General features: G+C 63.8%; 22 protein-coding genes and 2 tRNA genes. 13 read left to right on the plus strand and 11 right to left on the minus strand.

Annotated elements, in window-relative coordinates:
* Nucleotides 1-224: 224 nt before the first annotated feature.
* Nucleotides 225-2,672 carry a UvrD-helicase domain-containing protein gene (locus EDF71_RS02120; RefSeq protein ID WP_133854962.1) on the minus strand — a complete coding sequence of 816 codons (2,448 nt, stop codon included), beginning with the start codon at nt 2,670-2,672 and terminating at the stop codon, nt 225-227.
* 294 nt (nt 2,673-2,966) lie between these two features.
* On the opposite strand from EDF71_RS02120, the gene EDF71_RS02125 reads away from it, so the two are divergent.
* The 7 genes from EDF71_RS02125 (at nt 2,967) to EDF71_RS02155 (ending at nt 8,219) form a co-directional block, all read left to right on the plus strand.
* Nucleotides 2,967-3,944: a GMP reductase gene (locus EDF71_RS02125; protein ID WP_133854963.1), complete on the plus strand. Its 978-nt coding sequence runs from the start codon at nt 2,967-2,969 to the stop codon at nt 3,942-3,944.
* Between the two features lie 173 nt (nt 3,945-4,117).
* Nucleotides 4,118-4,193, plus strand: a tRNA-Lys gene (locus EDF71_RS02130).
* A gap of 68 nt (nt 4,194-4,261) precedes the next feature.
* Nucleotides 4,262-4,337: transfer RNA gene (locus EDF71_RS02135), tRNA-Lys, on the plus strand.
* Between the two features lie 163 nt (nt 4,338-4,500).
* Nucleotides 4,501-4,989: a copper chaperone PCu(A)C gene (locus EDF71_RS02140; RefSeq protein WP_133854964.1), complete on the plus strand. Its 489-nt coding sequence runs from the start codon at nt 4,501-4,503 to the stop codon at nt 4,987-4,989.
* A gap of 323 nt (nt 4,990-5,312) precedes the next feature.
* Entirely contained in the window at nt 5,313-6,215 is a 903-nt protein-coding gene (locus tag EDF71_RS02145) for a hypothetical protein (protein WP_133854965.1), read from the plus strand.
* A 20-nt stretch (nt 6,216-6,235) separates the two neighbouring features.
* Nucleotides 6,236-6,778, plus strand: coding sequence for an ATP/GTP-binding protein (locus EDF71_RS02150; protein WP_230772717.1), 543 nt, complete (start codon nt 6,236-6,238; stop codon nt 6,776-6,778).
* A 202-nt stretch (nt 6,779-6,980) separates the two neighbouring features.
* Nucleotides 6,981-8,219, plus strand: a complete 1,239-nt coding sequence (locus EDF71_RS02155; RefSeq protein WP_133854966.1) for a multidrug effflux MFS transporter — start codon at nt 6,981-6,983, stop codon at nt 8,217-8,219.
* Between the two features lie 131 nt (nt 8,220-8,350).
* On the opposite strand, the gene EDF71_RS02160 is transcribed toward EDF71_RS02155, so the two are convergent.
* Complete coding sequence (locus EDF71_RS02160; protein ID WP_133854967.1) at nt 8,351-10,420, minus strand: DEAD/DEAH box helicase; 2,070 nt, start codon at nt 10,418-10,420, stop codon at nt 8,351-8,353.
* 275 nt (nt 10,421-10,695) lie between these two features.
* Entirely contained in the window at nt 10,696-11,316 is a 621-nt protein-coding gene (gene orn, locus EDF71_RS02165) for an oligoribonuclease (protein ID WP_133854968.1), read from the minus strand.
* Between the two features lie 36 nt (nt 11,317-11,352).
* Here orn and EDF71_RS02170 point away from each other — a divergent pair, with 36 nt between their 5' ends.
* The 3 genes from EDF71_RS02170 to rsgA are packed head-to-tail and all read left to right on the plus strand — an operon-like array spanning nt 11,353 to nt 13,992.
* A complete protein-coding gene (locus tag EDF71_RS02170; protein WP_133855024.1) occupies nt 11,353-12,666 on the plus strand; it encodes a M48 family metallopeptidase in 1,314 nt (437 codons plus the stop codon).
* Complete coding sequence (locus tag EDF71_RS02175; RefSeq protein WP_133854969.1) at nt 12,659-13,003, plus strand: 4a-hydroxytetrahydrobiopterin dehydratase; 345 nt, start codon at nt 12,659-12,661, stop codon at nt 13,001-13,003. The genes EDF71_RS02170 and EDF71_RS02175 overlap by 8 nt, the downstream gene beginning before the upstream one ends.
* A gap of 5 nt (nt 13,004-13,008) precedes the next feature.
* On the plus strand, nt 13,009-13,992 hold the full coding sequence (rsgA, locus tag EDF71_RS02180) for a ribosome small subunit-dependent GTPase A (protein ID WP_133854970.1): 984 nt from the start codon (nt 13,009-13,011) through the stop codon (nt 13,990-13,992).
* Between the two features lie 12 nt (nt 13,993-14,004).
* On the opposite strand, the gene EDF71_RS02185 is transcribed toward rsgA, so the two are convergent.
* Nucleotides 14,005-14,985, minus strand: coding sequence for a LysR family transcriptional regulator (locus tag EDF71_RS02185; protein ID WP_243854127.1), 981 nt, complete (start codon nt 14,983-14,985; stop codon nt 14,005-14,007).
* Nucleotides 14,986-15,139: 154 nt separating this feature from the next.
* On the opposite strand from EDF71_RS02185, the gene EDF71_RS02190 reads away from it, so the two are divergent.
* Nucleotides 15,140-16,306, plus strand: coding sequence for an MFS transporter (locus EDF71_RS02190; RefSeq protein WP_133854971.1), 1,167 nt, complete (start codon nt 15,140-15,142; stop codon nt 16,304-16,306).
* Between the two features lie 4 nt (nt 16,307-16,310).
* Here EDF71_RS02190 and EDF71_RS02195 read toward each other — a convergent pair whose 3' ends face one another.
* The 6 genes from EDF71_RS02195 to rpsP all read right to left on the minus strand — a co-directional run bounded on the left by EDF71_RS02195 (nt 16,311) and on the right by rpsP (nt 20,430).
* Nucleotides 16,311-17,288, minus strand: a complete 978-nt coding sequence (locus tag EDF71_RS02195; protein ID WP_133854972.1) for a CobD/CbiB family protein — start codon at nt 17,286-17,288, stop codon at nt 16,311-16,313.
* Nucleotides 17,289-17,335: 47 nt separating this feature from the next.
* On the minus strand, nt 17,336-18,079 hold the full coding sequence (locus EDF71_RS02200; protein ID WP_133854973.1) for a CoA pyrophosphatase: 744 nt from the start codon (nt 18,077-18,079) through the stop codon (nt 17,336-17,338).
* A gap of 90 nt (nt 18,080-18,169) precedes the next feature.
* A complete protein-coding gene (gene rplS / locus EDF71_RS02205) occupies nt 18,170-18,553 on the minus strand; it encodes a 50S ribosomal protein L19 (RefSeq protein ID WP_027011119.1) in 384 nt (127 codons plus the stop codon).
* Between the two features lie 133 nt (nt 18,554-18,686).
* Nucleotides 18,687-19,463 carry a tRNA (guanosine(37)-N1)-methyltransferase TrmD gene (gene trmD / locus EDF71_RS02210; RefSeq protein ID WP_133854974.1) on the minus strand — a complete coding sequence of 259 codons (777 nt, stop codon included), beginning with the start codon at nt 19,461-19,463 and terminating at the stop codon, nt 18,687-18,689.
* Between the two features lie 39 nt (nt 19,464-19,502).
* The gene (rimM, locus tag EDF71_RS02215; RefSeq protein ID WP_133854975.1) at nt 19,503-20,075 is read right to left on the minus strand and encodes a ribosome maturation factor RimM; all 573 of its coding nucleotides are present in this window, start codon (nt 20,073-20,075) and stop codon (nt 19,503-19,505) included.
* A 103-nt stretch (nt 20,076-20,178) separates the two neighbouring features.
* Nucleotides 20,179-20,430, minus strand: coding sequence for a 30S ribosomal protein S16 (gene rpsP, locus EDF71_RS02220; RefSeq protein WP_116927508.1), 252 nt, complete (start codon nt 20,428-20,430; stop codon nt 20,179-20,181).
* A gap of 107 nt (nt 20,431-20,537) precedes the next feature.
* On the opposite strand from rpsP, the gene EDF71_RS02225 reads away from it, so the two are divergent.
* The gene (locus tag EDF71_RS02225) at nt 20,538-21,065 is read left to right on the plus strand and encodes a GNAT family N-acetyltransferase (RefSeq protein WP_133854976.1); all 528 of its coding nucleotides are present in this window, start codon (nt 20,538-20,540) and stop codon (nt 21,063-21,065) included.
* Between the two features lie 141 nt (nt 21,066-21,206).
* The gene (locus EDF71_RS02230) at nt 21,207-21,686 is read left to right on the plus strand and encodes a TM2 domain-containing protein (RefSeq protein WP_243854128.1); all 480 of its coding nucleotides are present in this window, start codon (nt 21,207-21,209) and stop codon (nt 21,684-21,686) included.
* Between the two features lie 18 nt (nt 21,687-21,704).
* On the opposite strand, the gene EDF71_RS02235 is transcribed toward EDF71_RS02230, so the two are convergent.
* On the minus strand, nt 21,705-22,640 hold the full coding sequence (locus tag EDF71_RS02235) for an alpha/beta fold hydrolase (protein ID WP_133854977.1): 936 nt from the start codon (nt 22,638-22,640) through the stop codon (nt 21,705-21,707).
* Nucleotides 22,641-22,706: the final 66 nt, after the last annotated feature.

The raw sequence follows: 22,706 nt of genomic DNA on the forward strand, positions 1-22,706 counted from the left end.
GGGATAGGAAAGTGGAGGCTCAGCAGCGGCGAAGCAGCAGGGGCGCCGGCCCCTGCGCGTACAGGGACGGCTCGCGCAGGTCCTGGCAGGGGTGCCAGACCGGGACGCGGCAAGGCTGCGCCTGCCGATGAGCAGCCGATATAGTATCCTATGCAACTATTAAATGCAAGCCCGAGGTTGGTGGCCACTATCCCAGCAACCGCTGCCAGGCTTGCGCTGCAGGCTTACACCACCGTCAGCTTGGCCACCGACAGCGCCAGCCACTTGGTGCCATGGCGCGGAAAGTTCACCTGCGCGCGGGCATCGTCGCCCGTGCCTTCCACTGCCAGCACCTTGCCTTCGCCAAACTTGTTGTGGAACACATTGGCGCCCTTTTTGATGCCATGCGCGGGCTCGGCCTTTTGCACCGGCACGGGGGTTTTGCCCCACATGCTGGGCGCGGAATCGCCATAGCCGCCACCCGACGAACGGCCGCCGCCACCGCCGTAAGCCAGGCTGCCCATGCCACTGCCAAAGCCGGAATGCTTGGGTGTGAGCCATTTGAGCGCGCCTTCGGGCAGCTCATCCAAGAAGCGGCTGCGCACGTTGTAGCGCGTGGTGCCGTGGAGCATGCGCGTCTGCGAGGTGCTCAGGTACAGGCGCTTGCGCGCCCGGGTGATGGCCACATACATCAGGCGGCGCTCTTCCTCCAGCCCGCCGGTGTCTGTCATCGCGTTCTCGTGCGGGAACAGGCCCTCTTCCAGGCCGCCGATAAAGACCACGTCAAACTCCAGGCCCTTGCTGGCATGCACGGTCATCATCTGCACGGCATCCTGGCCGGCCTGGGCCTGGTTGTCGCCGGCTTCCAGCGCCGCATGGGTCAAAAAGGCCACCAGCGGCGACAAGGTCTCGCCGGTATCCGGGTTCACCATGGCCGGGTTGGCCGCATCGGGCAGCGGGGTGTCGAGCAGAGGTGCATCCGAGTCCAGGCCCTGGCTGACCGGGCTTTGCCCACTGGCTGGCACGCCCATGGCCTGCTGCTCGTCGATCGGAATGGCCACGGCATCCTTGCCAAAGCCTTCCTGGGTCACAAAGCTCTCGGCTGCGGTCACCAATTCGCCCAGGTTGTCGATGCGGTCGGCACCTTCCTTTTCGGTCTGGTAGTGCTCGATCAGGCCGCTCACCACCAGCATGCGCTCGATGGTCTCGCGCAGGGTCTTGCCCTGGGTTTCCTCACGCAGCACATCGATCATCGCCACAAAGGACTGCAGCTTAGTGCCCGCCTTGCCGGCTACGGCCGTCACCGCGTCGTACAGCGAGCAACCGGCGGCCTGCGCTCCTTCCTGCAATTGCTCGGTGGTGCGGGCGCCAATGCCGCGCGGCGGAAAGTTCACCACCCGCATGAAGCTGGTGTCGTCATGCGGGTTCTCCAGCAGGCGCAGATAGGCCAGCGCATGCTTGATTTCCGCACGCTCGAAAAAGCGCAGGCCACCATACACGCGGTAAGGCACACCGGCATTGAACAGGCTGGTTTCCAGAATCCGGCTCTGGGCATTGCTGCGGTAGAGCACGGCAATCTCGCTGCGCGCAAAGCCATCGCTCTTGATCAGCGACTTGATCTCCTCGACCATCCACTGCGCCTCGGCCATGTCGGTGGCGCTCTCGGACACCCGCACCGGCTCGCCCGGGCCCTGGTCGGTGCGCAGGTTCTTGCCCAGGCGGTTGCTGTTGTGGCTGATCAGCGCATTGGCGCTGTCGAGGATGTTGCTGTAGCTGCGGTAGTTCTGCTCCAGCTTGATCTGCTGGCGCACCTCGAACTCACGCACAAAATCCTGCATATTGCCCACGCGCGCACCGCGGAAAGCATAGATGCTCTGGTCATCGTCGCCCACGGCAATCACGCTGCTGTGGGACTGGAACTTGCCGCCGACCATGTCGCCCGCCAACTGCTTGAGCCAGAGGTACTGCAGACGGTTGGTGTCCTGGAACTCGTCGACCAGCATATGGCGGAAGCGGTGCTGGTAGTGCTGGCGGATCGGCAGGTTGTCGCGCAGCAGCTCGTAGGAGCGCAGCATCAGTTCGCCAAAATCCACCACGCCTTCGCGCAGGCATTGCTCTTCGTAGAGCTGGTAGAGCTCGACCTTCTTGCGCTCGGCCATGTCGCGGGCCTGCACATCGGAGGGGCGCAGCCCCTCTTCCTTGCAGCCGCTGATGAAGTACTGCAGCTGCTTGGGCGGCAGTGCTTCCTCATCGACCTGGAACTGCTTGCACAGGCGCTTGATCGCCGAAAGCTGGTCTTGCGTGTCCAGGATCTGGAAGGTTTGCGGCAGGTTGGCCGACTTGTAATGTGCGCGCAGCATGCGGTTGCACAGCCCGTGGAAGGTGCCGATCCACATGCCGCGCACATTGATGGGCAGCATCGCCGACAGGCGGGTGAGCATCTCCTTGGCGGCCTTGTTGGTGAAGGTCACCGCCAGAATGCCGCCGGGCGTGGCGCGGCCCGTCTGCAGCAGCCAGGCAATGCGCGTGGTCAGCACCCGGGTCTTGCCCGAGCCGGCACCGGCCAGAATCAGCGCATGGCCGCCCTCCAAGGTGGCAGCGGCCAGCTGTTCGTCGTTGAGGCCATTGAGCAGCGGCAAATGCCCAGCACCACCCGCATCGGGCGGCAGCGCAAACAAATCATTCGAATCCATCCCAGCATTGTAGGGAGATCGGCGGACCGGCGAGGCGCCCGCCAGCCAAGCGCCCGGCGACCTGGGGCACTGGCTGCACATACTGCAGCGGCCGGCAAGGCTTTTGCAAAGCCGGTGCATGCTGCTAGAATCAGTCACCGGGCCCAAGTTTCTTGTGACCCGGTTTTTTTGTGTCTGCAACAGCGCAAAAGAGGGTTCTTCCGACGCGAAGCGCCCTGCCCGACCGGTCTCCAAGCCAAGCGCCCCATCGCTGCGAAATAGTTCGCTGCGACCTTTTATGGAGCTTGGAATCAAATGGAAATCTTCGACTACGACAACATTCTTTTGCTGCCCCGCAAGTGCCGCGTGGAAAGCCGCTCGGAATGTGACACCAGCGTTGTCCTGGGCAACCGCACCTTCCGCCTGCCGGTGGTGCCTGCCAACATGAAGACGGTGCTGGACGAGAAGATCTGCAAGTTTTTGGCGCAACACGGCTACTTCTATGTGATGCACCGCTTTGACATCGACAACGTCGCCTTCACCAAGGCCATGCAGTCGCAAGGCCTGTTCGCGTCGATCTCGCTGGGCGTCAAGCAAGCCGACTACGAAGTGGTGGACCGCTTTGTGGCCGACGACATCTGCCCCGAATACATCACCATCGACATCGCCCATGGCCATGCCGACAGCGTGAAGAACATGATCGGCTATCTGAAAGAGAAGCTGCCTGAAGCCTTTGTGATCGCCGGCAACGTGGCCACGCCTGAGGCCGTGATCGACCTGGAAAACTGGGGCGCCGATGCCACCAAGGTGGGCGTGGGCCCGGGCAAGGTCTGCATCACCAAGCTCAAGACCGGCTTTGGCACCGGCGGCTGGCAGCTGTCGGCACTCAAGTGGTGCGCGCGCGTGGCTACCAAGCCCATCATTGCCGACGGCGGCATCCGCAGCCATGGCGACATCGCCAAGAGCATCCGCTTTGGCGCCACGATGGTGATGATCGGCTCGCTGTTCGCTGGCCATGAAGAATCGCCCGGCAAGACCGTCGAGCTCGATGGCGAGCTGTTCAAGGAATACTACGGCTCGGCCAGCGACTTCAACAAGGGCGAGTACAAGCACGTCGAAGGCAAGCGCATCCTCGAACCCATCAAGGGCAAGCTGCAGGACACGCTGATCGAGATGGAGCAGGACGTGCAGTCTTCCATCAGCTATGCAGGCGGCAAGCACCTGATGGACATCCGCAAGGTGAACTATGTGATCCTGGGCGGCGACAACGCCGGCGAACATCTGCTGATGTAAGCCGCGCGCCGCAGCAGACAGGCTCGGCCCGGCAGCGTCCGGGCCGTTTTTGCCTCTGCGGAAACCGGCCTGCCGGAAAAATCAGGGTTGATATTGGTATTTTTCCGAGCAGGCGTAAAAATTAGTGCATAATACAAGGCTTGCTGCAGCGCACTGCTGACAGCAAAAAATGTGGGCTCTTAGCTCAGCTGGTAGAGCAGCGGACTCTTAATCCGTTGGTCGAGTGTTCGAATCACTCAGGGCCCACCACATTTTTATGGCTTGCGAAAAAGCGCGCAGGCCGACGAAACAAAGCATTTCCAAGGTGCGACAGTTTCGGGCTCTTAGCTCAGTTGGTAGAGCAGCGGACTCTTAATCCGTTGGTCGAGTGTTCGAATCACTCAGGGCCCACCACTCTTGACGGCCTAGGCTTCCCGCCTAGGCCGTTTTTTATTTTCTCCTCGCGCATATCCCTCACCCTAGCACCCAGCCGCAGCGCTAGCCGGCCAAGATGGCCCTGCGCTTGTAGAATGCAGGAATCCGTTTTATCCCTCCGACATTTCTCTCAGCACCTACCATGCGCCCCCTGCTCCCCTCCTTGCTCGCCGCCTTTGCGTTTGCAACCGCCTCCAGCGCTTTTGCCCATGTCACGGTCAGCAATCCCTGGGCGCGTGCCACGGTCGCACAGCAGCAGGCCTCCGGCGTGTTCATGGATCTGCGCTCGGCGCATGACGATGCCCAGCTCGTCGGCGTGAAGACCGATGCCGCCAGCACCGCCGAAGTGCACGAAATGCGCATGGAAGACAACGTGATGAAGATGCGGGCCGTGCCCAGCGTCAAGCTGCCCAATGGCCAGGCTGTGAGCCTCAAGCCCGGCGGGTACCACATCATGCTGATGGGCTTGAAAAAGCCGCTGGTTGCCGGCGAGAACGTCGACCTGACCCTGGAAGTGGTGCATGCCGATGGCGCCAAGGAAAGCATTGCCGTGAGCGCCACCATCCGCGCACTGGCCCCGGCAGCCGCTGGCCAGCCAGCCGCTGCAGGCGGTCACCAGCACCAACACTGAGCGAATACAGCAACAGGCCTGAGCAGGCCTGTTGTTTATTTGAATACTAAATAAGCCTTGGCATGCATCTCTGCGGTGTACCAAGCGCTTCGCCACATGGCTGCCAAGAAAGCTAGTTACACTTTTCAGGCACGCGTGCGCTACATCTGGCACAGAGATCGCAACATAGTTGCGATCCATCAATAGCGCATTATTAATATATCTGAGATATTGACATATTATTACAAGCTTTGAAAATGGAACAACGTCCATGCTAGGCACCCGCTTTGCACGAACTACTGCTTCTGCAAAGCTTGAAGGTGAATGTGCCAGGGAGAGTTGTTATGTCCGAGTTGATCCTGCATGCCGCCCATTTGAGTGAAGCCCATCAACTGCGCTTTAGCTATTTGTTTGAAGTCGCCGCCAAGCACTGGCGCGACAAACAGCCTTCTCAGACCGCCAAGCCCGCCACTGAGTTGTGGGTGATCGACGCCCATAGCGCGCCCGGTGCCATCCAGAACCGCTCGCACAACTCCTTTGTGCTGCTGATTGCCACCGATGACCAGGCCCAGGCCGCACGCGCCCAATGGCCGGACCAGATCGACGCCCAACTCCCACCCGACTACAGCGTGGGGCGCCTGACCCAGCTGCTGGAACATATCAGCGTGCAGGCCCACGGCAAGCGGCTGCGCGAAACCCTCAAGACACGCCGCCAGCACGGCATGAGCCTGGGCCATGATGTGCAGGTGAAGACGCCGGACGCCGCCTTCCTCAAGGCCACCGACCTGAGCCAGCCAACCCTGGTGGTGGCCGAGCCTCAGCCTGAGCCCGTGGTAGAAGCCCCGATCGCGACCACGGCAACCCCTGCCGCAGCGCTGGGCAACCTGCCCGCTCCCGGCACCCGTTTTCGCATCAAGCGCTGGACCCAGCTGACCGGCAGCATGGCCGGCCAGGCCCACCGACAGCTGCTGGCGGCGATGATCTCCGGCGACCGTGGCCTCGATGAATTGGCCGAACGCACCCAGCTGGAGCGTGGCGAGATCCTGCGCGTATTGCAGGTGCTGCGTGGCAAGGGCGTGCTGGTAGAGACCGCGCCAACTGCAACGGCTGAGCCGGTGGCCATGGCCACCCCTGCGTCCCCAGCCCCCCACGCCGCCGAGCCCAGCCCGGCAGCCGCGGCCAAGCTGGGCCTTTTCCGACAACTGAGCCGCTGGATCCACCAGAACCGGGCCAGCGACCCGCACTGAACCACTGACGGGAGGACCTCATGCACCACCCCATCAAACGCATCGTGCTGCTGGGCCCCATGGGCATCGGCAAGACGACAGCGATCCGCAGCCTCTGCGGCAGCCTGGCCATCGAGTGCGATGTCCCCAATCTGGACAAGCAGGCCCACGCGAAAGAGACCACCACGGTGGGCCTGGATTTTGGCGAAATCAAGCTGGACGATGAGGACACCCTGCAGGTCTACGGCTGCCCCGGCCAGGAGCGCTACGACTTTGTGCGTGAATGGGCGCTGTCGCTGGCCTTTGGCGCCATCGTCATGGTCGATATCCACGAGCCCCATGCGATGGAGCAGACCATCGACCTGATTCAGCAATGCCATGCGGCACCCAATATCCAGGCCATCGTGGTGCTGATTGCGCGCCCGGCATCGGCTGCGCAGCAGGAGATGTTCACCGTGCGCCTCTCTGCCCATGCCGAATGCGCCGTGCCCGTGCTCAGCGCCGATCCGCGCAACCCCTCGCAAATGCTCGACACCCTGGACATCATCGCCGCGATGCTGCCCGACGAAGTGCAGCCGCGCTGAGGCGCAGCCCCCAGACCCATACCGCAGCGGCTGCATGGCGCAGGCGCTTGGGTTAAGCTCAGCGGCTGCATGGCGCAGGCGCTTGGGTTAAGCTCAGCGCCTGCTGCTTGCGCACTGGACCCACCCAAGGCTGCAGCAGCCCAGGCTCTTTACCCCCCTTATTTGACGACGCCCCCTGCCCACGGCCGGTGGCGCGCTGGCCATGAACCCACCACGCCCCGCAGACGCATCCGCCCAGCCCACACCCCAATGGATTCTGGCGGTCATGCTGGCGCTGCTGGGCATGCTGGGGCCGTTTTCGATCGACACCTACCTGCCCGCCTTTGACGGCATTGCGGCATCGCTGAACGCCTCGCCGCTGCAGATGCAGCAGACGCTGTCGGCCTATCTGTTCGGCTTTGCGTTCATGAACCTGTTCCATGGCGCGCTGTCGGACAGCTTTGGCCGCCGCCCCATCGTGCTCTGGGGCCTGGCCGCCTTTGCGCTGACCTCGGCGGGCTGCGCGCTGGCCCAGACCCCTGGCCAGCTGATCCTGTTCCGCGCACTGCAAGGCTGCACCACGGGCGCCGGTATTGTGGTCTCGCGCGCGGTGGTGCGCGATCTGTTCCCGCCCGCCCAGGCCCAGCGGGTGATGAGCCAGATCACCATCTACTTTGGCATCGCGCCAGCGGTGGCCCCGATGATTGGCGGCGTCTTCATTGCCTACGCCAGCTGGCAATCGATCTTCTGGCTGCTGACGGTGATTGGCGCGCTGCTCTGGGCCTACAACTGGCGCCTGCTGCCCGAGAGCCTGCCGCCCGAAAAGCGCCAGGCCTTTGATGTGCGCAACCTCATGCGCGGCTACTGGCAGCTGTGCAGCAGCCCACGCTTCTTGCTGCTGGCCGCCGCCAGCGGCGTGCCCTTCAACGGCATGTTCATCTATATCCTGTCGGCCCCCACCTTCCTCGGCACCCATATGCGCATGCAGCCGACCCAGTTCTTCTGGTTCTTTATCTGCACCATCGGCGGCATCATGCTGGGCGCCTGGGTCAGCGGCAGGCTGGCGGGCAAGATTCCGCCCAAGCGCCAGGTGCGCCACGGCTTTCTGATCATGTTCCTGACCTCCTGCATTTACCTGCTGCTGAACCTGGTACTGCCCCCGCACCCAGCCTGGGCCTTGCTGCCGCTGGGCATCTACTCCTTTGGCTGGGCCTTGATGACCCCGGTGGTCACCCTGCTGGTGCTGGACCTGCACCCCGAACGCCGGGGCCTGGCCTCTTCGCTGCAGGCCGTCGTCACCTCGGTCGCCAATGGCATCGTCGCGGGCGTGCTCGCGCCTCTGGTCATGCAGTCCACCGTGGCACTGGCCATTGCATCGATGGGCCTGATGCTGACCGGCCTGTTCAGCTGGATCTATTTCCACCACCGCTGGCCCGATATCGGCCGCCACAATGCGGTCTGAGCACCTGTTCAAAGTCTGACGGATGCGCCCAAGGGGGCGCTCAGCACTCACCATCCAGCAGCCGCCTTGTGCAACAGGCATAAAAAAAGAGCTTCCCTCGGGAAGCTCTTTGTCATTGCGCGATGCGTTGATTAACGGCTGCGCTCGGTGCGCTTGCGGTCACCACCAGCGGGGGTGTAGGGACGGCCACCGCGCTCACCACCAAAGCGGTTTTCACCGCCTGGACGGCGCTGGGCGAAGTCACCACCACCGGCGTGGCGGGGGGCTGGGCTGCGTGGGCCGCGGCTGTCAGCACCACGGTTGTCGCCGCCAAAGCGGTCGCCACGGCGCTCAGGGGCGCGGTCAAAGCTACGGCCTTCGGGGCGGGGTGCGCGGTCCTGGAAGCGGTCTGCACCACGGTCCTGGAAGCGATCAGTGCCACGATCCTGGAAACGGTCCGGGCCACGGTCCTGGAAGCGGTCGCCACCACGGTCAGGGCGCTGCTCAAAGCGTGGCGCGCGGTCATCGCGCTGCTCGAAACGCGGACGGCTGTCGCCACCACGTGGAGCGCCACCAAAACCAGCGTTCTCGCCAAAGCCTGGCTTGCGGCCATAGCCTTCGCCATCACGGCGGCCACCAAAACCACGGTCGGCACCAAAGCCGCCACCACCACGGCGCTCGCCACCACGGCCAGCACCTGGACGGCCACGGTCACCACCACGGCCAGCGCCGCGAGGGCCTTCGCTGCGTGCGGGGAAGCGTTGCTGCGGCTCCATGCCTGGAATCACTTCCGGCTTGAACTGCTGCTTGGTGTAAGCCTCAATATCGAACACACGGCGGCGGTCGCGGAACTCGGCGAAGGTGATCGCCAGGCCCGAGCGGCCAGCACGGCCGGTACGGCCAATGCGGTGGGTGTAGTCTTCGGCCTTCATCGGCAGACCGTAGTTGAACACGTGGGTGATCGTGGGCACGTCGATACCACGGGCAGCCACATCGGTCGCCACCAGGATCTGCACCTGGCCATTGCGCAGTGCCATCAGGCGGCGGTTGCGCAGGCCTTGGCTCAGCGCGCCGTGCAGTGCCACTGCAGAGAAGCCTTCTTGCTGCAGGTCGTTGGCCAGGCCGTCACATTCCACCTGGGTGGATGCAAACACGATGGCCTGGTTGATCGAGGCGTCGCGCAGCCAGTGGTCCAGCAGCTTGCGCTTGTGCTGGGAGTTGTCGGCCCAGAACAGCACTTGCTTGATGTTGGCGTGCTTTTCCTGGGGCGAATCGATGGTGATCTTCTGCACGCTGGCGCCGTTGTCATGCATCACGCGCATGGCCAACTGCTGGATGCGGGGCGCGAAGGTCGCGCTGAACATCATGGTTTGCTTGCGTTGGGCGGTCAGCTGGTTGACTTCGGCCAGGTCGTCGGAGAAGCCCAGGTCCAGCATGCGGTCGGCCTCGTCCACCACCAGGAACTGCACCTTGTCGAGCTTGATCTGCATCGAGCGCTGCAGGTCCAGCAGACGGCCAGGCGTTGCCACGACCAGATCGGCGTTTTGCAGCTTGGCGATTTGCAGTTGGTAAGGCATGCCACCGACGATATTGGCCACGCGCAGACCACGGCAGTGGCGCACCAGCTCAATCGCGTCGTGGGCCACTTGCTGGGCCAGCTCACGGGTGGGGCAGAGCACCAGGGCGCCAGGTTGGGCGGCCTTGAAGTTGCGGGGGCTCAGCGGGTTCTTGCGCTTGGCGCGCTTGGGCGCTTGCTCACCACGGGCCAGGGCTTCTGCGACCAGGCGTTCGTGTTCAGCGCGCTCTTCGGCTTCGGCCTGGCCTTGTTGCTGGATCAGGGTGTGCAGCACGGGCAGCAGGAAGGCGGCGGTCTTGCCGGAACCCGTCTGGCTCGACACCATCAGGTCGGTGAAATGCTGGTTGTCGTCGCCTTCGTCAATCATCGCCAAAGGAATGGCGCGCAGTTGCACAGCGGTAGGCTGGGTGTAGCCCAGATCCTTGACGGCTTGCACCAGTTCGGGCGCCAGGCCCAGCTCGACAAAGCCATTTGGCTCTTCAGGCAGCGCTTCGGCTTCGGCCTCAGCCACCAGCTCGGTGTTGCCTTCTTGCGAAGCGTCGATGGCTTCAGCGGACAAGGGGGAGGTATTGACGATCTCTTGGTTAGCGTCAACGGTGTTTTGCGCAGGCGCGGTTTCGCCCTGCAGATGGAGGTCTTGCGTCATTTTTGAACAATAGCAATAGGCCGGCCACTGCGCGTTTCGCGACGCAGTTCCGTACCGTTCATGGTTTAAAAACATCAACCATCAAACGGTAACGGCCATACAGATTGCCGCGGGCTTGTTCAAATCGGCCATGCTGCGAATCGCATGGCCTGGACGCCCAGAGAATGAAGGGAGATGTGCGTATCAACCGCCAGTTTTGGCGGGGAAGCGCGAATTATCGCACGATCTGGGGTTTTCCCGCAGACCCAAGGGTCAATGCCCCGAAAAAACCACGTTCAAGCGGCGGCCTGTGGGGCAGCGGGCGCGAGCTGCAGAAAGTGCTCGCGGTAGTACCGCAGCTCGTCAATCGACTCATGCACATCGGCCAGCGCGGTGTGCTTTTGCGCCTTCTTGAAGCCGCTGACCAGCTCGGGGCGCCAGCGGCGTGCCAGCTCCTTGAGGGTGCTCACATCGACATTGCGGTAATGGAAGTAGGCCTCCAGATCGGGCATGTAGCGCGCCAGAAAACGGCGGTCCTGGCCAATGCTGTTGCCACACATGGGCACCTTGGCCTTGGGCACATAGCGCTTCATGAAGCGCAGCACCTCGGCCTGCGCCGCGGCCTCGTCAATCGCTGAGGCCTTGACCCGCTCGGTCAGCCCGCTGCGGCCATGGGTGCCCCGGTTCCAGGCATCCATCTTGGCCAGCTCCTCGTCACTTTGGTGGATCGCAATCACGGGCCCTTCCACGCGCACGCTCAGATCGGCATTGGTGACCACCAGCGCGATCTCGATCACACGGTGCTCCAGCGGGTTCAAACCGGTCATTTCGCAGTCCAGCCAGACCAGGTTCAGATCGGACTTGGCCAGCTCGGGCACGGGGTTGGGTGGCGTATCCAGGGTGTTCTTGTTTTGCATGGGGGCGATTGTCGCCTATGCCCTACACTGTCCGGTATTCGCCCACCAACACCCCCACTTGTGACTCCATCGCTGCTGTTCACCCTGATATTCGCGATTGCACTGGCTGCCAGTGTGCTGATCAAACTCTGGCTGGCCAGCCGCCAGATGCGCCATGTGGCTGCCCACCGCGATGCCGTCCCCGCCCTCTTTGCCGACCGCATCAGCCTGGAGGCCCACCACAAGGCGGCCGACTACACGATTGCCAAGACTCGCTTTGGCCTGCTGGGCCTGGCGATTGGCACCATCACCTTGCTGGCTTGGACCTTGCTGGGCGGGCTCGATCTGCTCAACGCCAGTCTGCTGGATGCAATGGGCGGCGGCATGTGGCAGCAGCTGGCCCTGGTTGCCGCATTTGCGCTGATCAGCGGCCTCATCGACCTGCCGGCCAGCTACTACCAGACCTTTGTGCTGGAGCAGCGCTTTGGCTTCAACAAGATGACGCCAGGCCTGTGGCTGGCCGATTTGCTCAAAGGCACGGCCATGGGTGCGCTGGTGGGCCTGCCCATCCTGGCGGTCATCCTGTGGCTGATGGGATCGGCCGGCCAGTGGTGGTGGCTCTGGGCCTGGGCCTTCTGGGTGGGCTTCAACCTGCTGCTGATGGTCATCTACCCGGCCTTCATCGCACCGCTGTTCAACAAGTTCCAGCCGCTGGAGGACGAGAGCCTCAAAGCCCGCGTGCAGGCCTTGATGCAGCGCTGCGGCTTTGCGGCCAAGGGCCTGTTCGTGATGGATGGCAGCCGCCGCAGCGCCCATGCCAATGCCTATTTCACCGGCTTTGGCGCCAGCAAGCGCGTGGTGTTCTTCGACACCTTGCTGCAAAAGCTCAATGGCGACGAGGTCGAAGCCGTGCTGGCCCATGAGCTGGGCCACTTCAAGCACAAGCACATCATCAAGCGCATGCTGGGCCTGTTTGGCCTGACCCTGCTGGGCTTTGCGCTGCTGGGCTGGCTGTCGCAGCAGGGCTGGTTCTATACCGGCCTGGGCGTCACGCCCAACCTGAACATCCCAGGCGTCCCCGGCTCCAGCCCCAACGATGCGCTGGCGCTGCTGCTGTTCATGCTGGTGATACCGGTGTTCAGCAGCTTTGTCTCGCCGCTGATGGCGCAGTCCTCACGCAAGCATGAGTTCGAGGCCGATGCCTATGCGGTCCAACAGACGCGTGCCGCCGATCTGCAGTCGGCCCTGCTCAAGCTCTACGAGGACAATGCCTCCACCTTGACGCCCGATCCGGTCTATGTGCGCTATTACTATTCGCACCCGCCTGCCGTAGAGCGTATCCGCCACATGCAACAATTGGCCCATGACTGAAACCCATCTGCCCAAACAAGACTGGTCCACCCAGAGCCGCCGCGCGCTGTCCGCCTCCGAGGTGGTGACACAGCTGAGCCAATTGACCGGTTGGGTGCTGAGCGGTGATGGCGCCGATGTGGCCATCGAGAAGACCTTCCGCTTTGCCAACTACTACGAAACCATGGCCTTTGTGAACGGCGTGGCCTTGGTGGCCCATACGCAGGACCACCACCCGGACCTGTCGGTGCACTACAACCGCTGCATGGTGCGCTTCAACACCCATGATGTGCATGGGCTGTCGGTCACCGACTTCGAATGCGCGCGCCGCATCGAAGCCATGCTGCAGCTGGCCTGAGAGCCATGGCAAAACCTGCAAGACGCGCCAGCGCCCCCAGCCAGAGTGGTACCCAGACCGGCCTGGTCGTCGCCAGCTATGGCCGCCACTGCGTGGTGGAAACCCCGGACGGCGTGCGCCGCATCTGCCACCCCCGGGGCAAGAAGAGCCAGGCCGTCGTCGGCGACCAGGTGCGCTGGCTGGCCCCGCCGCCCGGCCAGGGCGATGAGGGCACAATCGAGAAAGTGCTGGAGCGCCGCAATGTCTTCTACCGCCAGGACGACATCCGCACCAAGACCTTTGCCGCCAACCTGGACCAGCTGCTGATCCTGATCGCGGCCGAGCCCGTCTTCAGCGAGGTGCAGTTGGCACGGGCGCTGATCGCGGCCGAGGCGGCGCACATCACGCCGATCATCGCGCTCAACAAGATGGATCTGGGCGAGCCCTTTTTGCGCGCCTGGGAACGGCTGGAGCCTTACCGCACGATGCGCGACCAGGCCGAAGACCCGCCGCACTACATGGTGCTGCCCTTCGCGCTGGAAGGCGCCGACGAGGAAGACCGCGATGCCATCTACGGCCTGCTCGAAGGCAAGACCACCTTGGTGCTCGGCCCCTCGGGTGTCGGCAAGAGCACCTTGATCAACCTGCTGATACCAGGCGCGAATGTCGCGACCAACGAGATCTCGCAGGCGCTGAACACCGGCAAGCACACGACCACCAGCACCACCTTGTACTGGGTGGATGAGGCGCGCAAGACCGCGCTGATCGACTCGCCCGGCTTCCAGGAGTTTGGCTTGTACCACATTGCGCCCACGCAGCTGGCCGCCTGCATGCCCGACATCGGCGCCCATGCCAAGGAATGCAAGTTCTACAACTGCAGCCATCTGCATGAGCCCGGCTGCGGCGTGATCAACGCCGTGCAAAACGGCCATGCCGAGCTGCCGATCAGCGAAAACCGCTACCGCATCTACAGCGAGCTGTTTGACGAGCTCAACCTGAGCGCCTACTGAAACTGTTGATCCTTAGCCCCGGCACCACTGCTTGGGCAGGGTCTCGGCATGGCCCAGGTCGACATGGGCTTTCAGAAAATCAAGCACGGCGCGGGTGCGCGACGGCAGACGCTCGGGCTTGCCCAGGTAGACCGCATGGATGGGCTCCAGTACGCCGGTGTTGAAGGGCTCCAGCACCACCTGCAGCCGGCCGGCGGCAATATCGTGCCAGGCATGGAACAGCGACAGCCGCGCGAGGCCCACGCCTTCGACCGCCAGGTTGCGCATCACATCGCCATCGTTGACGCGCAGCAGCTCACCAATCGGCACCTCCACATCCTGCCCCGCCACCCGAAACGGCCAGTGCGGCACCGTGCGCTGGTAGTTCCAGCCAATGCGCACATGGCCGCCCAGCGTATCGGGGTGTGTAGGCACGCCATGCGCATCCAGGTAGGCCGGTGCCGCCACAATCACCTGGCGGGTATGGCCCAGCAGCCGCGCCACCATGTCCGAGGCCGGCAGCTTGCCCCAGCGGATCGCTATATCGGCCCGCGCTTCCATCAGGTCCACCACCTCGTCGGTAAAGCTCAGGTCCAGCACCAGGCCAGGGTACTGCTGCATCAGCCGGGCCATCAGCGGCACCAGGATGGCCTGCCCGGTCGATGAGCTGGAGTTGATGCGCACAACGCCCTTGGGGGTGCTGCGCAGCGATGCGGCCGCTTCGGCCTCCTGCAGATCCGCCAGCACGCGCTGGCCACGTTCGTAGAGCTGGCGGCCCTCTGGCGTCAGCTGCACCCGGCGCGTGCTGCGCAGCAACAGCTGCGCGCCCAGGCGCGCCTCCATGCGCGCCACGATCTTGCTGGTGGCCGACGGCGACACGCCCAGGTGACGGGCTGCAGCCGAGAAGCTGCCGTGCTCGGCCACTTGCACAAACACCTCCAGCTCACCGGAGCGGTTGGTCTCAAAGGTCGGGCTGGCGGGAAAGGCGGGGTTGCGCATGGTCAAAAGCGTCATAGCTGCAGATGGTGGTGGCAAATTCTGCACCTATTTATTCCATATGGGAACAAATACCTTTCCACTGTTCCGACTACACAAGAATCAGGCGGCGCTTCACAATCCATCTCCTCAACAAGGCCACCGGCCATCGCATCACACAAGGAAAACTCTCATGCCTGTCTCATTGCTGGCGCTCGCCGCCGGTGCCTTTGGCATCGGCACCACCGAATTCATCATCATGGGCCTGCTCACCCAGGTCAGCCAGGACCTGGGCATCAGCATCCCCACGGCCGGCACCCTTATCTCCGGCTATGCCTTTGGCGTGGCAATTGGTGCGCCCGTGCTCACCTTGGCCACGCGCCACTGGCCGCGCAAATGGCTGCTGCTGGGCCTGATGCTGATCTTTATCGCCGGCAACATCGCCGCGGCCATGGCCCCCAGCTACGGCTGGCTGATGGGCGCGCGCATGCTGACCTCGCTCACCCATGGCACCTTCTTTGGCGTAGGCGCCGTCGTGGCCACCGGCCTGGTGGCCAAGGACAAGCAGGCCTCGGCCATTGCGCTGATGTTCTCGGGCCTGACCCTGGCGACCTTGCTGGGTGTGCCGGCCGGCACCTGGATCGGCCAGCATTTTGGCTGGCGCATGGCTTTTGCGGCTGTGGCCGTGATCGGCGTGGTTGCGCTGGGCATTCTGGCCGCCTTTGTGCCCAGCAAGCTCCAGCAGGCTGCGCCCGCTGCACTGCGCGATGAGCTGTCCATCCTGGCGAGCACGCCCTTGTGGCTGGGCCTGGGCATGACGGTCTTCGGCTTTGGGGGTGTGTTTGCGCTCTACACCTATGTGGAGCCACTGCTGTCGCAGATCACCCAGATGGGCAACACTGGTGTGGCCGTGAGCCTGCTGCTGTTTGGCGCCGGCTCGGCCCTGGGCAATATTGCCGGCGGCAAGCTGGCCGACCGCGGCGTGGTGCGCGCACTGTGGATCACCCTGGGCGCCTTGGTCGCCGTGTTGCTGGCAGGCCGCTGGGCCTTTGGCATCTCGGCCGGCGTGGCCATGGCCTATGTGACGGTGCTCGGCGTGGTCGCTTTCGCCACCGTGGCCCCCATGCAGATGCGGGTGATGCAAGGCGTGGGCAGCCAGGGCGCCACCCTGGCCTCCAGCCTGAACATTGCGGCCTTCAACCTGGGCAATGCATTGGGTGCCTGGGTCGGCGGTAGCCTGATTGCCGGCGCCGGCCTGCTGTCGATCATCTGGGGCGCTGCAGCGCTGTCGGCCATCGGCCTGGTACTGGTGGCAATGGGCCAGCGCCGCAGCCCTGCCGCTGCGCTGCAAACTGCCTGATCTACTAACCCAACAGACGCGCCAAGGTCAGCAGCGCCAGCAGCAACATCCAGACCACGACGGAGCGCCACACCAGGCCCACCACGCTGCGCAGGTGGGCCACTTCCGGGTCACGGCCCGGGGTGGTGGCGCCATCGCCCTGGATCTGCAAGGGCGCTGCCGTATCGATATCGACACTGCGGGCGCGCAAGGCCACACCGCCCAGGCGCACATCGATGGCGCCGGCGGTGGCGGCCAGAATCACGCCATCGTTGTCATTGGGAAAATGCTGGGTCTGAAAGCGCCAGCCGTCGATGGCCTCTTCAAAATTGCCCACCACGGCAAAGCTCAGCGCGGTTAGCCGGGAGGGCAGCCAGTCCACCACGGTCCAGGCCTTGGCGGCAACGGTCTCGAAAGCGCCTTGCACCAGGGCGACGGGCTCCGGCGACTGGCGCGCAAAGCGCGAGGCATATTCGGCCATGCGGAAAAACACCGCGCCAGCCGGCCCCAGGCCCAGGGCCGAGCCAATGGAGTAGCAGGCCAGCACGCCAAACACATGGCGGTGCGCGGCCAGCACCGAGTATTCGATCACATGGCGCACGATCTCGCGGCGCGGCAGGTCATCGGCATTGACCTGCTGCCAATCGGCCAGGTACTGGCGGGCCTGCTCTTCGTCGCCGGACTCCAGCGCATGGCGGATGCGGGTGAAATGGTGGCTGAACTGGCGAAAGCCCAAGGTCACATACAGCACCAGCACATGCCAGGCCATGGCCAGCGGCCAGCCCACCAGGGCGACCAGCAGCCAGTGCATGCCCATGGCCAAGGCGGTAGGCAGCAGCACGGCCACGCTCCAGGCCAGCCAGCCGTGGCGTTGCTCGCCAGCATCCAGATTGCGGCTGAGCCATTGCACCCAGGCCCGCACACCGGCATAGACCGGGTTGTCACGAGATAGGGATTTGGCCTGCTCCAGCAGCAGGGCCATCAGCGTGGCGAAAAAACTCATGGACAGTGATCATACCGGCTGTGATGTATCACACAAGCCGTTACAAACTACAAGACAGGTGGAAACGCCAAAAACCGGTACAAATTGCGCAGCATGCTGGCCGTAGCCCCCCAGATAAAGCGCTCGCTGCCCGACTCCGGGTCCTCATAGGGCATGGACAGCCAGCGCCGGCTGAACTCCGGCGTGTCCAGCTGCTGCCAGTGGTGGTGCGCCGGGTTCATCAGGAAGGACAGCGGCACCTCGAACACCTCATCCACCTCGCCCGGATTGGCCTGCAGGTGGAACGGTGGCTGCACCAGCCCGACGATGGGCGTCACCTCAAAGCCCGAGCCGGTGGCGTACTCGGGCAGGCGACCAATGATCTCGACCCGCTCGCGCGCCAGCCCCACCTCTTCCCAGGCCTCACGCAGCGCGGTGTCGTTGATATCGCGGTCCTCCGGATCCTGGCGGCCGCCGGGGAAGGCAATCTGCCCGGAATGGTTGCTCAGGCTGGCACTGCGCTGGGTCAGCAGCACATGCATCTCCTGGCGCTGCACCAGCGCCACCAGCACGGCGGCCTTGGCGGGCGGGCGGTCCGTCCAGCTGCGCTCGCGGAAGATCTCCGGCTCACCGCCATGCGGATGGGCAACAAAAGCCTGGCGCAGCGAATCGGCCAGCAACAACCGCGGCGCAACCGCCGGCAGGGCCGAATCGATCTGCACCACCGGCGCGCGGCGCGGATCCATGATGGACGACACCCGGGCCGTGACAGCCGGGGATGGGGAAGGCGAGGGAGAGGATGCGTTGGACATAGACGGAGGCAGCAAGCGGCGACCCATGTAAAAAAGCCGCCACAGCTTGCACTGTAGCGGCTTTCAGCACTGGGCTCTGTCGCAGCGTTATTACGCAGCTGCCACAGGTGCTGCCTTCCGTGCTGGCAGCTTTTCCTTGATACGAGCCGACTTGCCGCTGCGTTCACGCAGGTAGTACAGCTTGGCACGGCGCACATCGCCGCGACGCTTGACTTCGATACCGGCGATCATAGGGCTGTAGGTTTGGAACGTACGTTCCACGCCTTCGCCGCTGGAGATCTTGCGCACGGTGAAGCCGCTGTTCAGACCGCGATTGCGCTTGGCAATCACCACGCCTTCGTAAGCCTGCACGCGCTTGCGCGTACCTTCAACAACGTTCACGCTCACGATCACGGTGTCGCCAGGGGCAAATTCAGGAATGGTCTTGTTCAGGCGAGCAATTTCTTCTTGCTCGAGAATCTGGATCAGGTTCATGGTTTCATCCAACGATCATACGCGCGCCATGAATTTGGCAGCCGCGCCCAGCACGGTGTACGGGGCATGTGCGGCATGTTGCTTCTCTCACCATTGAAAAAAGCGGCCGTGTAGAGGATCGTAAAACCGGCAATTATAGCGGTTTTGCCAAATTTACCAAATCGTCACTGGCCAGCAGCTGCTCATCCTTGCGGCTGAGCTGCTTGCGGCTGCGCGCCTGGTCCAGCAGCTCAGGGCGGTGGATCGCCGTGTTGCGCAGGCTTTGCTCGCGGCGCCAGCGCTCGATATTGGCATGGTGGCCCGACAGCAGAGCCGCAGGCACCGACTCGCCCTCCCAGACCTCGGGCCGGGTGTAGTGGGGACAATCCAACAGGCCGTCGAGCGCGGGGTTGAAGCTGTCGAACTGGTGGCTGCCCTCGTCATGCAGCACACCGGGTTGCAGGCGGGCCACCGCATCGAGCAAGGCCATCGCGGCAATCTCGCCGCCGGAGAGCACAAAATCGCCCAGGCTCAGCTGCACATCGACATGGCGGTCAATAAAGCGCTGGTCCACACCTTCATAGCGGCCGCACAGCAGGATGGCACCCTGCGAATCGGACCAGCCCTGCACCTGGGCATGGTCCATGCGCTCGCCAATCGGCGAGAACAGCACCAGCGGCGCAGGCTCGGCCTCGGCACGCGCGGCGCGGATGGCGGCCAGGCAGTCGGCCAGCGGCTGGGCCATCATCACCATGCCGGGGCCGCCACCAAAGGGGCGGTCATCAACGCGGCGGTAGTTGCCGGGGGCGTAATCGCGCGGGTTCCAGCACTGCACCGCCACCTGGCCGCTGCTGTAGGCGCGGCGCGTTACGCCTACCTCGACAAAGGGGCTGAACAGCTCGGGGAACAAGGTGATGATGTCAAAGCGCATAGAGATTCTCCCCGCTGGCGGCCTGTGTGCCCGGCACGATCAGTAGTCCGGCTGCCAGTCGACAGTGATGCGCTTGTTGGGCAGCGAGACCTCGTCGACAAAGGCGTCGACGAACGGGATCAGGCGCTCCTGCGTTTTGCCGTCTTCTTCGTAGTTCAGCACCAGCACGGTCTGGGGGCCGGAGGCCATCAGGTCGCTCACGGTGCCCAGTGCCACGCCTTCGCGGTTGACCACGGCCAGACCCAGCAGGTCCACCCAGTAGTACTCGCCGTCTTCGGTCTTGGGGAAATCGGCGCGCGAGATGAAGACCCGCGCACCCTTGAGCTTTTCCGCCTGGTCGCGGTCATCCACGCCCTGGGCCCAGCCCACCATGCCATCGCCATGGAAGCGCGCCTGGCGCATCTCCAGCTGGGCAACGCCCTGGAAGTGGCGCGCGCCCTTCTCAGGCGGCTGAATGAACCACAGCTTGGACTTGAGCAGCGCCTGCGGGTCGGGGCTGAGGGCAATCACCTTGAACCAGCCCTTGACGCCCCAGGCATCGGCGATGCGCGCCACTTCAATGGCGTCATCGGGCAAGGTGGCAGGGCTTAACAACAACTCGGTAGCGGGCATGGCAGTTCAACAGGGCAATAAAAAACGGGCCGCAGTGCTCATCGCAGCAGCGGCCCGCATGCACGAATGGTACCGGAGCACCATCCATGATGAGAGAGGCAAATTAAGCAGCCTTGGCAGCAGCTTGCTTGACCAGACGGTCCACGGTGGTGGAAGCCTGAGCACCAACGCTCTTCCAGTAAGCCACGCGGTCCAGAGCAACGCGCAGGCCTTCAACGCCTTCCTTGGCCAGTGGGTTGTAGAAACCCACGCGCTCGATGAACGAGCCGTCACGGCGCACGCGCTTGTCAGCAACGACGATGTTGTAGAACGGACGGGCCTTGGAGCCGCCGCGGGAGAGTCGAATAACGACCATAATAATCCTTCGGGTGGTTAGTTTTCTTACCACGTTTGAGACACGCAACTAGCCACCCGGCCAGCGACACGCAGTAAAGCCGCAAATTATACAAACTTCTTTCAACCATGCCAAGTGTTCGTGCCAGCACCCCCCAGGATCTTCCCGCCATCACCCGCATTTATGCCCACCATGTGCTGCATGGCACGGGCAGCTTCGAGACCGAAGCCCCCAGCGAAGCAGAAATGACCCGACGCCGCGACGAGGTATTGTCGCGCCAGCTCCCCTACCTGGTAGCGGAGGACGCCGACGGCCAGATCCTGGGCTTTGCCTATGCGAACTGGTTCAAGGCCCGGCCGGCCTACCGCTTCTCGGCCGAGGATTCGATCTATGTGGCAGATGGGCAACATGGCCGGGGCCTGGGTCGCCTGTTGATGAATGCCTTGATCGAACACTGCGAAGCCGCCGGTGTGCGCAAGCTCATCGCCGTGATCGGTGACTCCAACAACCTCGGCTCGGTCGGCGTGCACCGCGCAGCCGGTTTTAGCCAGGTGGGCGTGATGCGCTCGGTGGGCTGGAAATTTGGCCGCTGGTTGGATATTGTGATGATGGAAAAAACCCTGGGCGATGGCGACAACAGCGCCCCCACCACCTAAGAGACGCCAACACGACCCAGCAAACCGAAGGTTTGCGGTTGAGACGAGGCGCCAAGCCGCAGGCAGTACTGTAGTACGACAAGGCTTGGCAACGACGTATCAAGGGTTGTGTTCGCGGCTCCAACCAGCCCCACCAGCCTTATGAGCCACCCCATCACCCACGCAATGCCGCGCAGCAAGAGCAAGACCTTGGCCACCTGGCTGGCTTTTCTGGGTGGGCCTTTGGGCCTGCACCGCTTCTACCTGCATGGCCTGGGTGACATGCTCGGCTGGATGCTGCCCATCCCCACGGCGCTGGGCCTGTATGGCATGGAGCGCATTGCCAGCCACGGCATTGACGACCAGCTCAGTTGGATGCTGGTGCCGCTGCTGGGCTTCACCATTGCGGCCTGCGCGCTGACGGCCATCGTCTACGGACTGATGGCGCCCGAGAAGTGGAATGCCCGCCACAACCCCAGCCTGCCCGAGGACGCCCTGCCCGGCCGCACCAGCTGGACGACGATTTTCGGCATTGTGGCCTCGCTCCTGATCGGCACTACGATCCTGATGGCCAGCCTGGCCTACAGCTTTGAGCACTACTTCCAGTACCAGATCGAGGAAGCGCGCAAGATTTCGCAATAAGCGGATGGCGGTGCAAGCTCAGCGCAATTGCACATTCGCCTGCAGATGCGCGCTGAGAAAACCAAACACCTGCGCCTCATAGGCCTGCGGCGCGAACTGGTGCAGGTCCACATGGGCCGCGCCCGGCACCAGCCATAGCGGCTGCGCTGACTGCTGCGCCTGGCTTGCGGCATCCGCCATCTGCCGGGTTTCAGCAGGCGGGGTATAGCGGTCTTCGGTGCCGCCCAGCACCATCACCGGCCGGTTCCAGGCTGCCAGGCGGTCCATCGGCCGCAGCTGGTACGGGTCCAGGCCCAGCCGCAGCGGCATCTGCCACAGCAACAAGGGCGTGGCGATCCGCGCCAACGGGGCCAGCGGGCCCAGCACCGCACGCACCCGGTTGTCCACGGCGGCCTCCATGCTGGGGAACACCGCTTCCAGCACCAGCGCATCGGGCGGCTGCAGCAGATCGGCCACCAAGAGCGCGGCGCCACCCAGCGAGGCAGCAATCACGCCCACCTTCTCAGAAGGCTGCTGCGCCTGCAGCCAGGCCAGCGCCCGGGCCACGCCCAGGCCCTCGCGCGGCCCGAAGGACAGCATCTCGCCATCGCTTTGGCCATGGGCCGGCAGATCGATCAGCAGCACCGCATGGCCGCGCGCATGCAGCGCCAGCGCCCGGGGCAGCATTGCGCGCCGGTCTGCACGCACGCCGTGCAGCAGCAGCACGGCGCCCTGGCCAGGGGTGCCGGGCGCATACCAGCCGCGCACCATGCCTTGCGACGTGGCGATCTCCACCGCAGTGGCACCCAGCTCTTGCGGTGCTGCGCCCATCGCTGGGCGGTACGGTTTACTCAACCAGCCGGCCAACAGCCAGGCCAGGACCAGCACCGCCAGCAGCAGTGCGGCCAACACAGCCGCAGCCCAGGCCAGCGGGTGCAGCGAGAAGATCGACGGGGTGATTGCGGGTTCAGTCATGCCTGCGCCAAAAACAAAACGGCTGGCAGATCATATCCGCCAGCCGTCTTCAGGCTATCGACAGGA

The organism is Comamonas sp. JUb58 (genome assembly GCF_004364775.1).
GTDB lineage: Bacteria > Pseudomonadota > Gammaproteobacteria > Burkholderiales > Burkholderiaceae_C > Comamonas.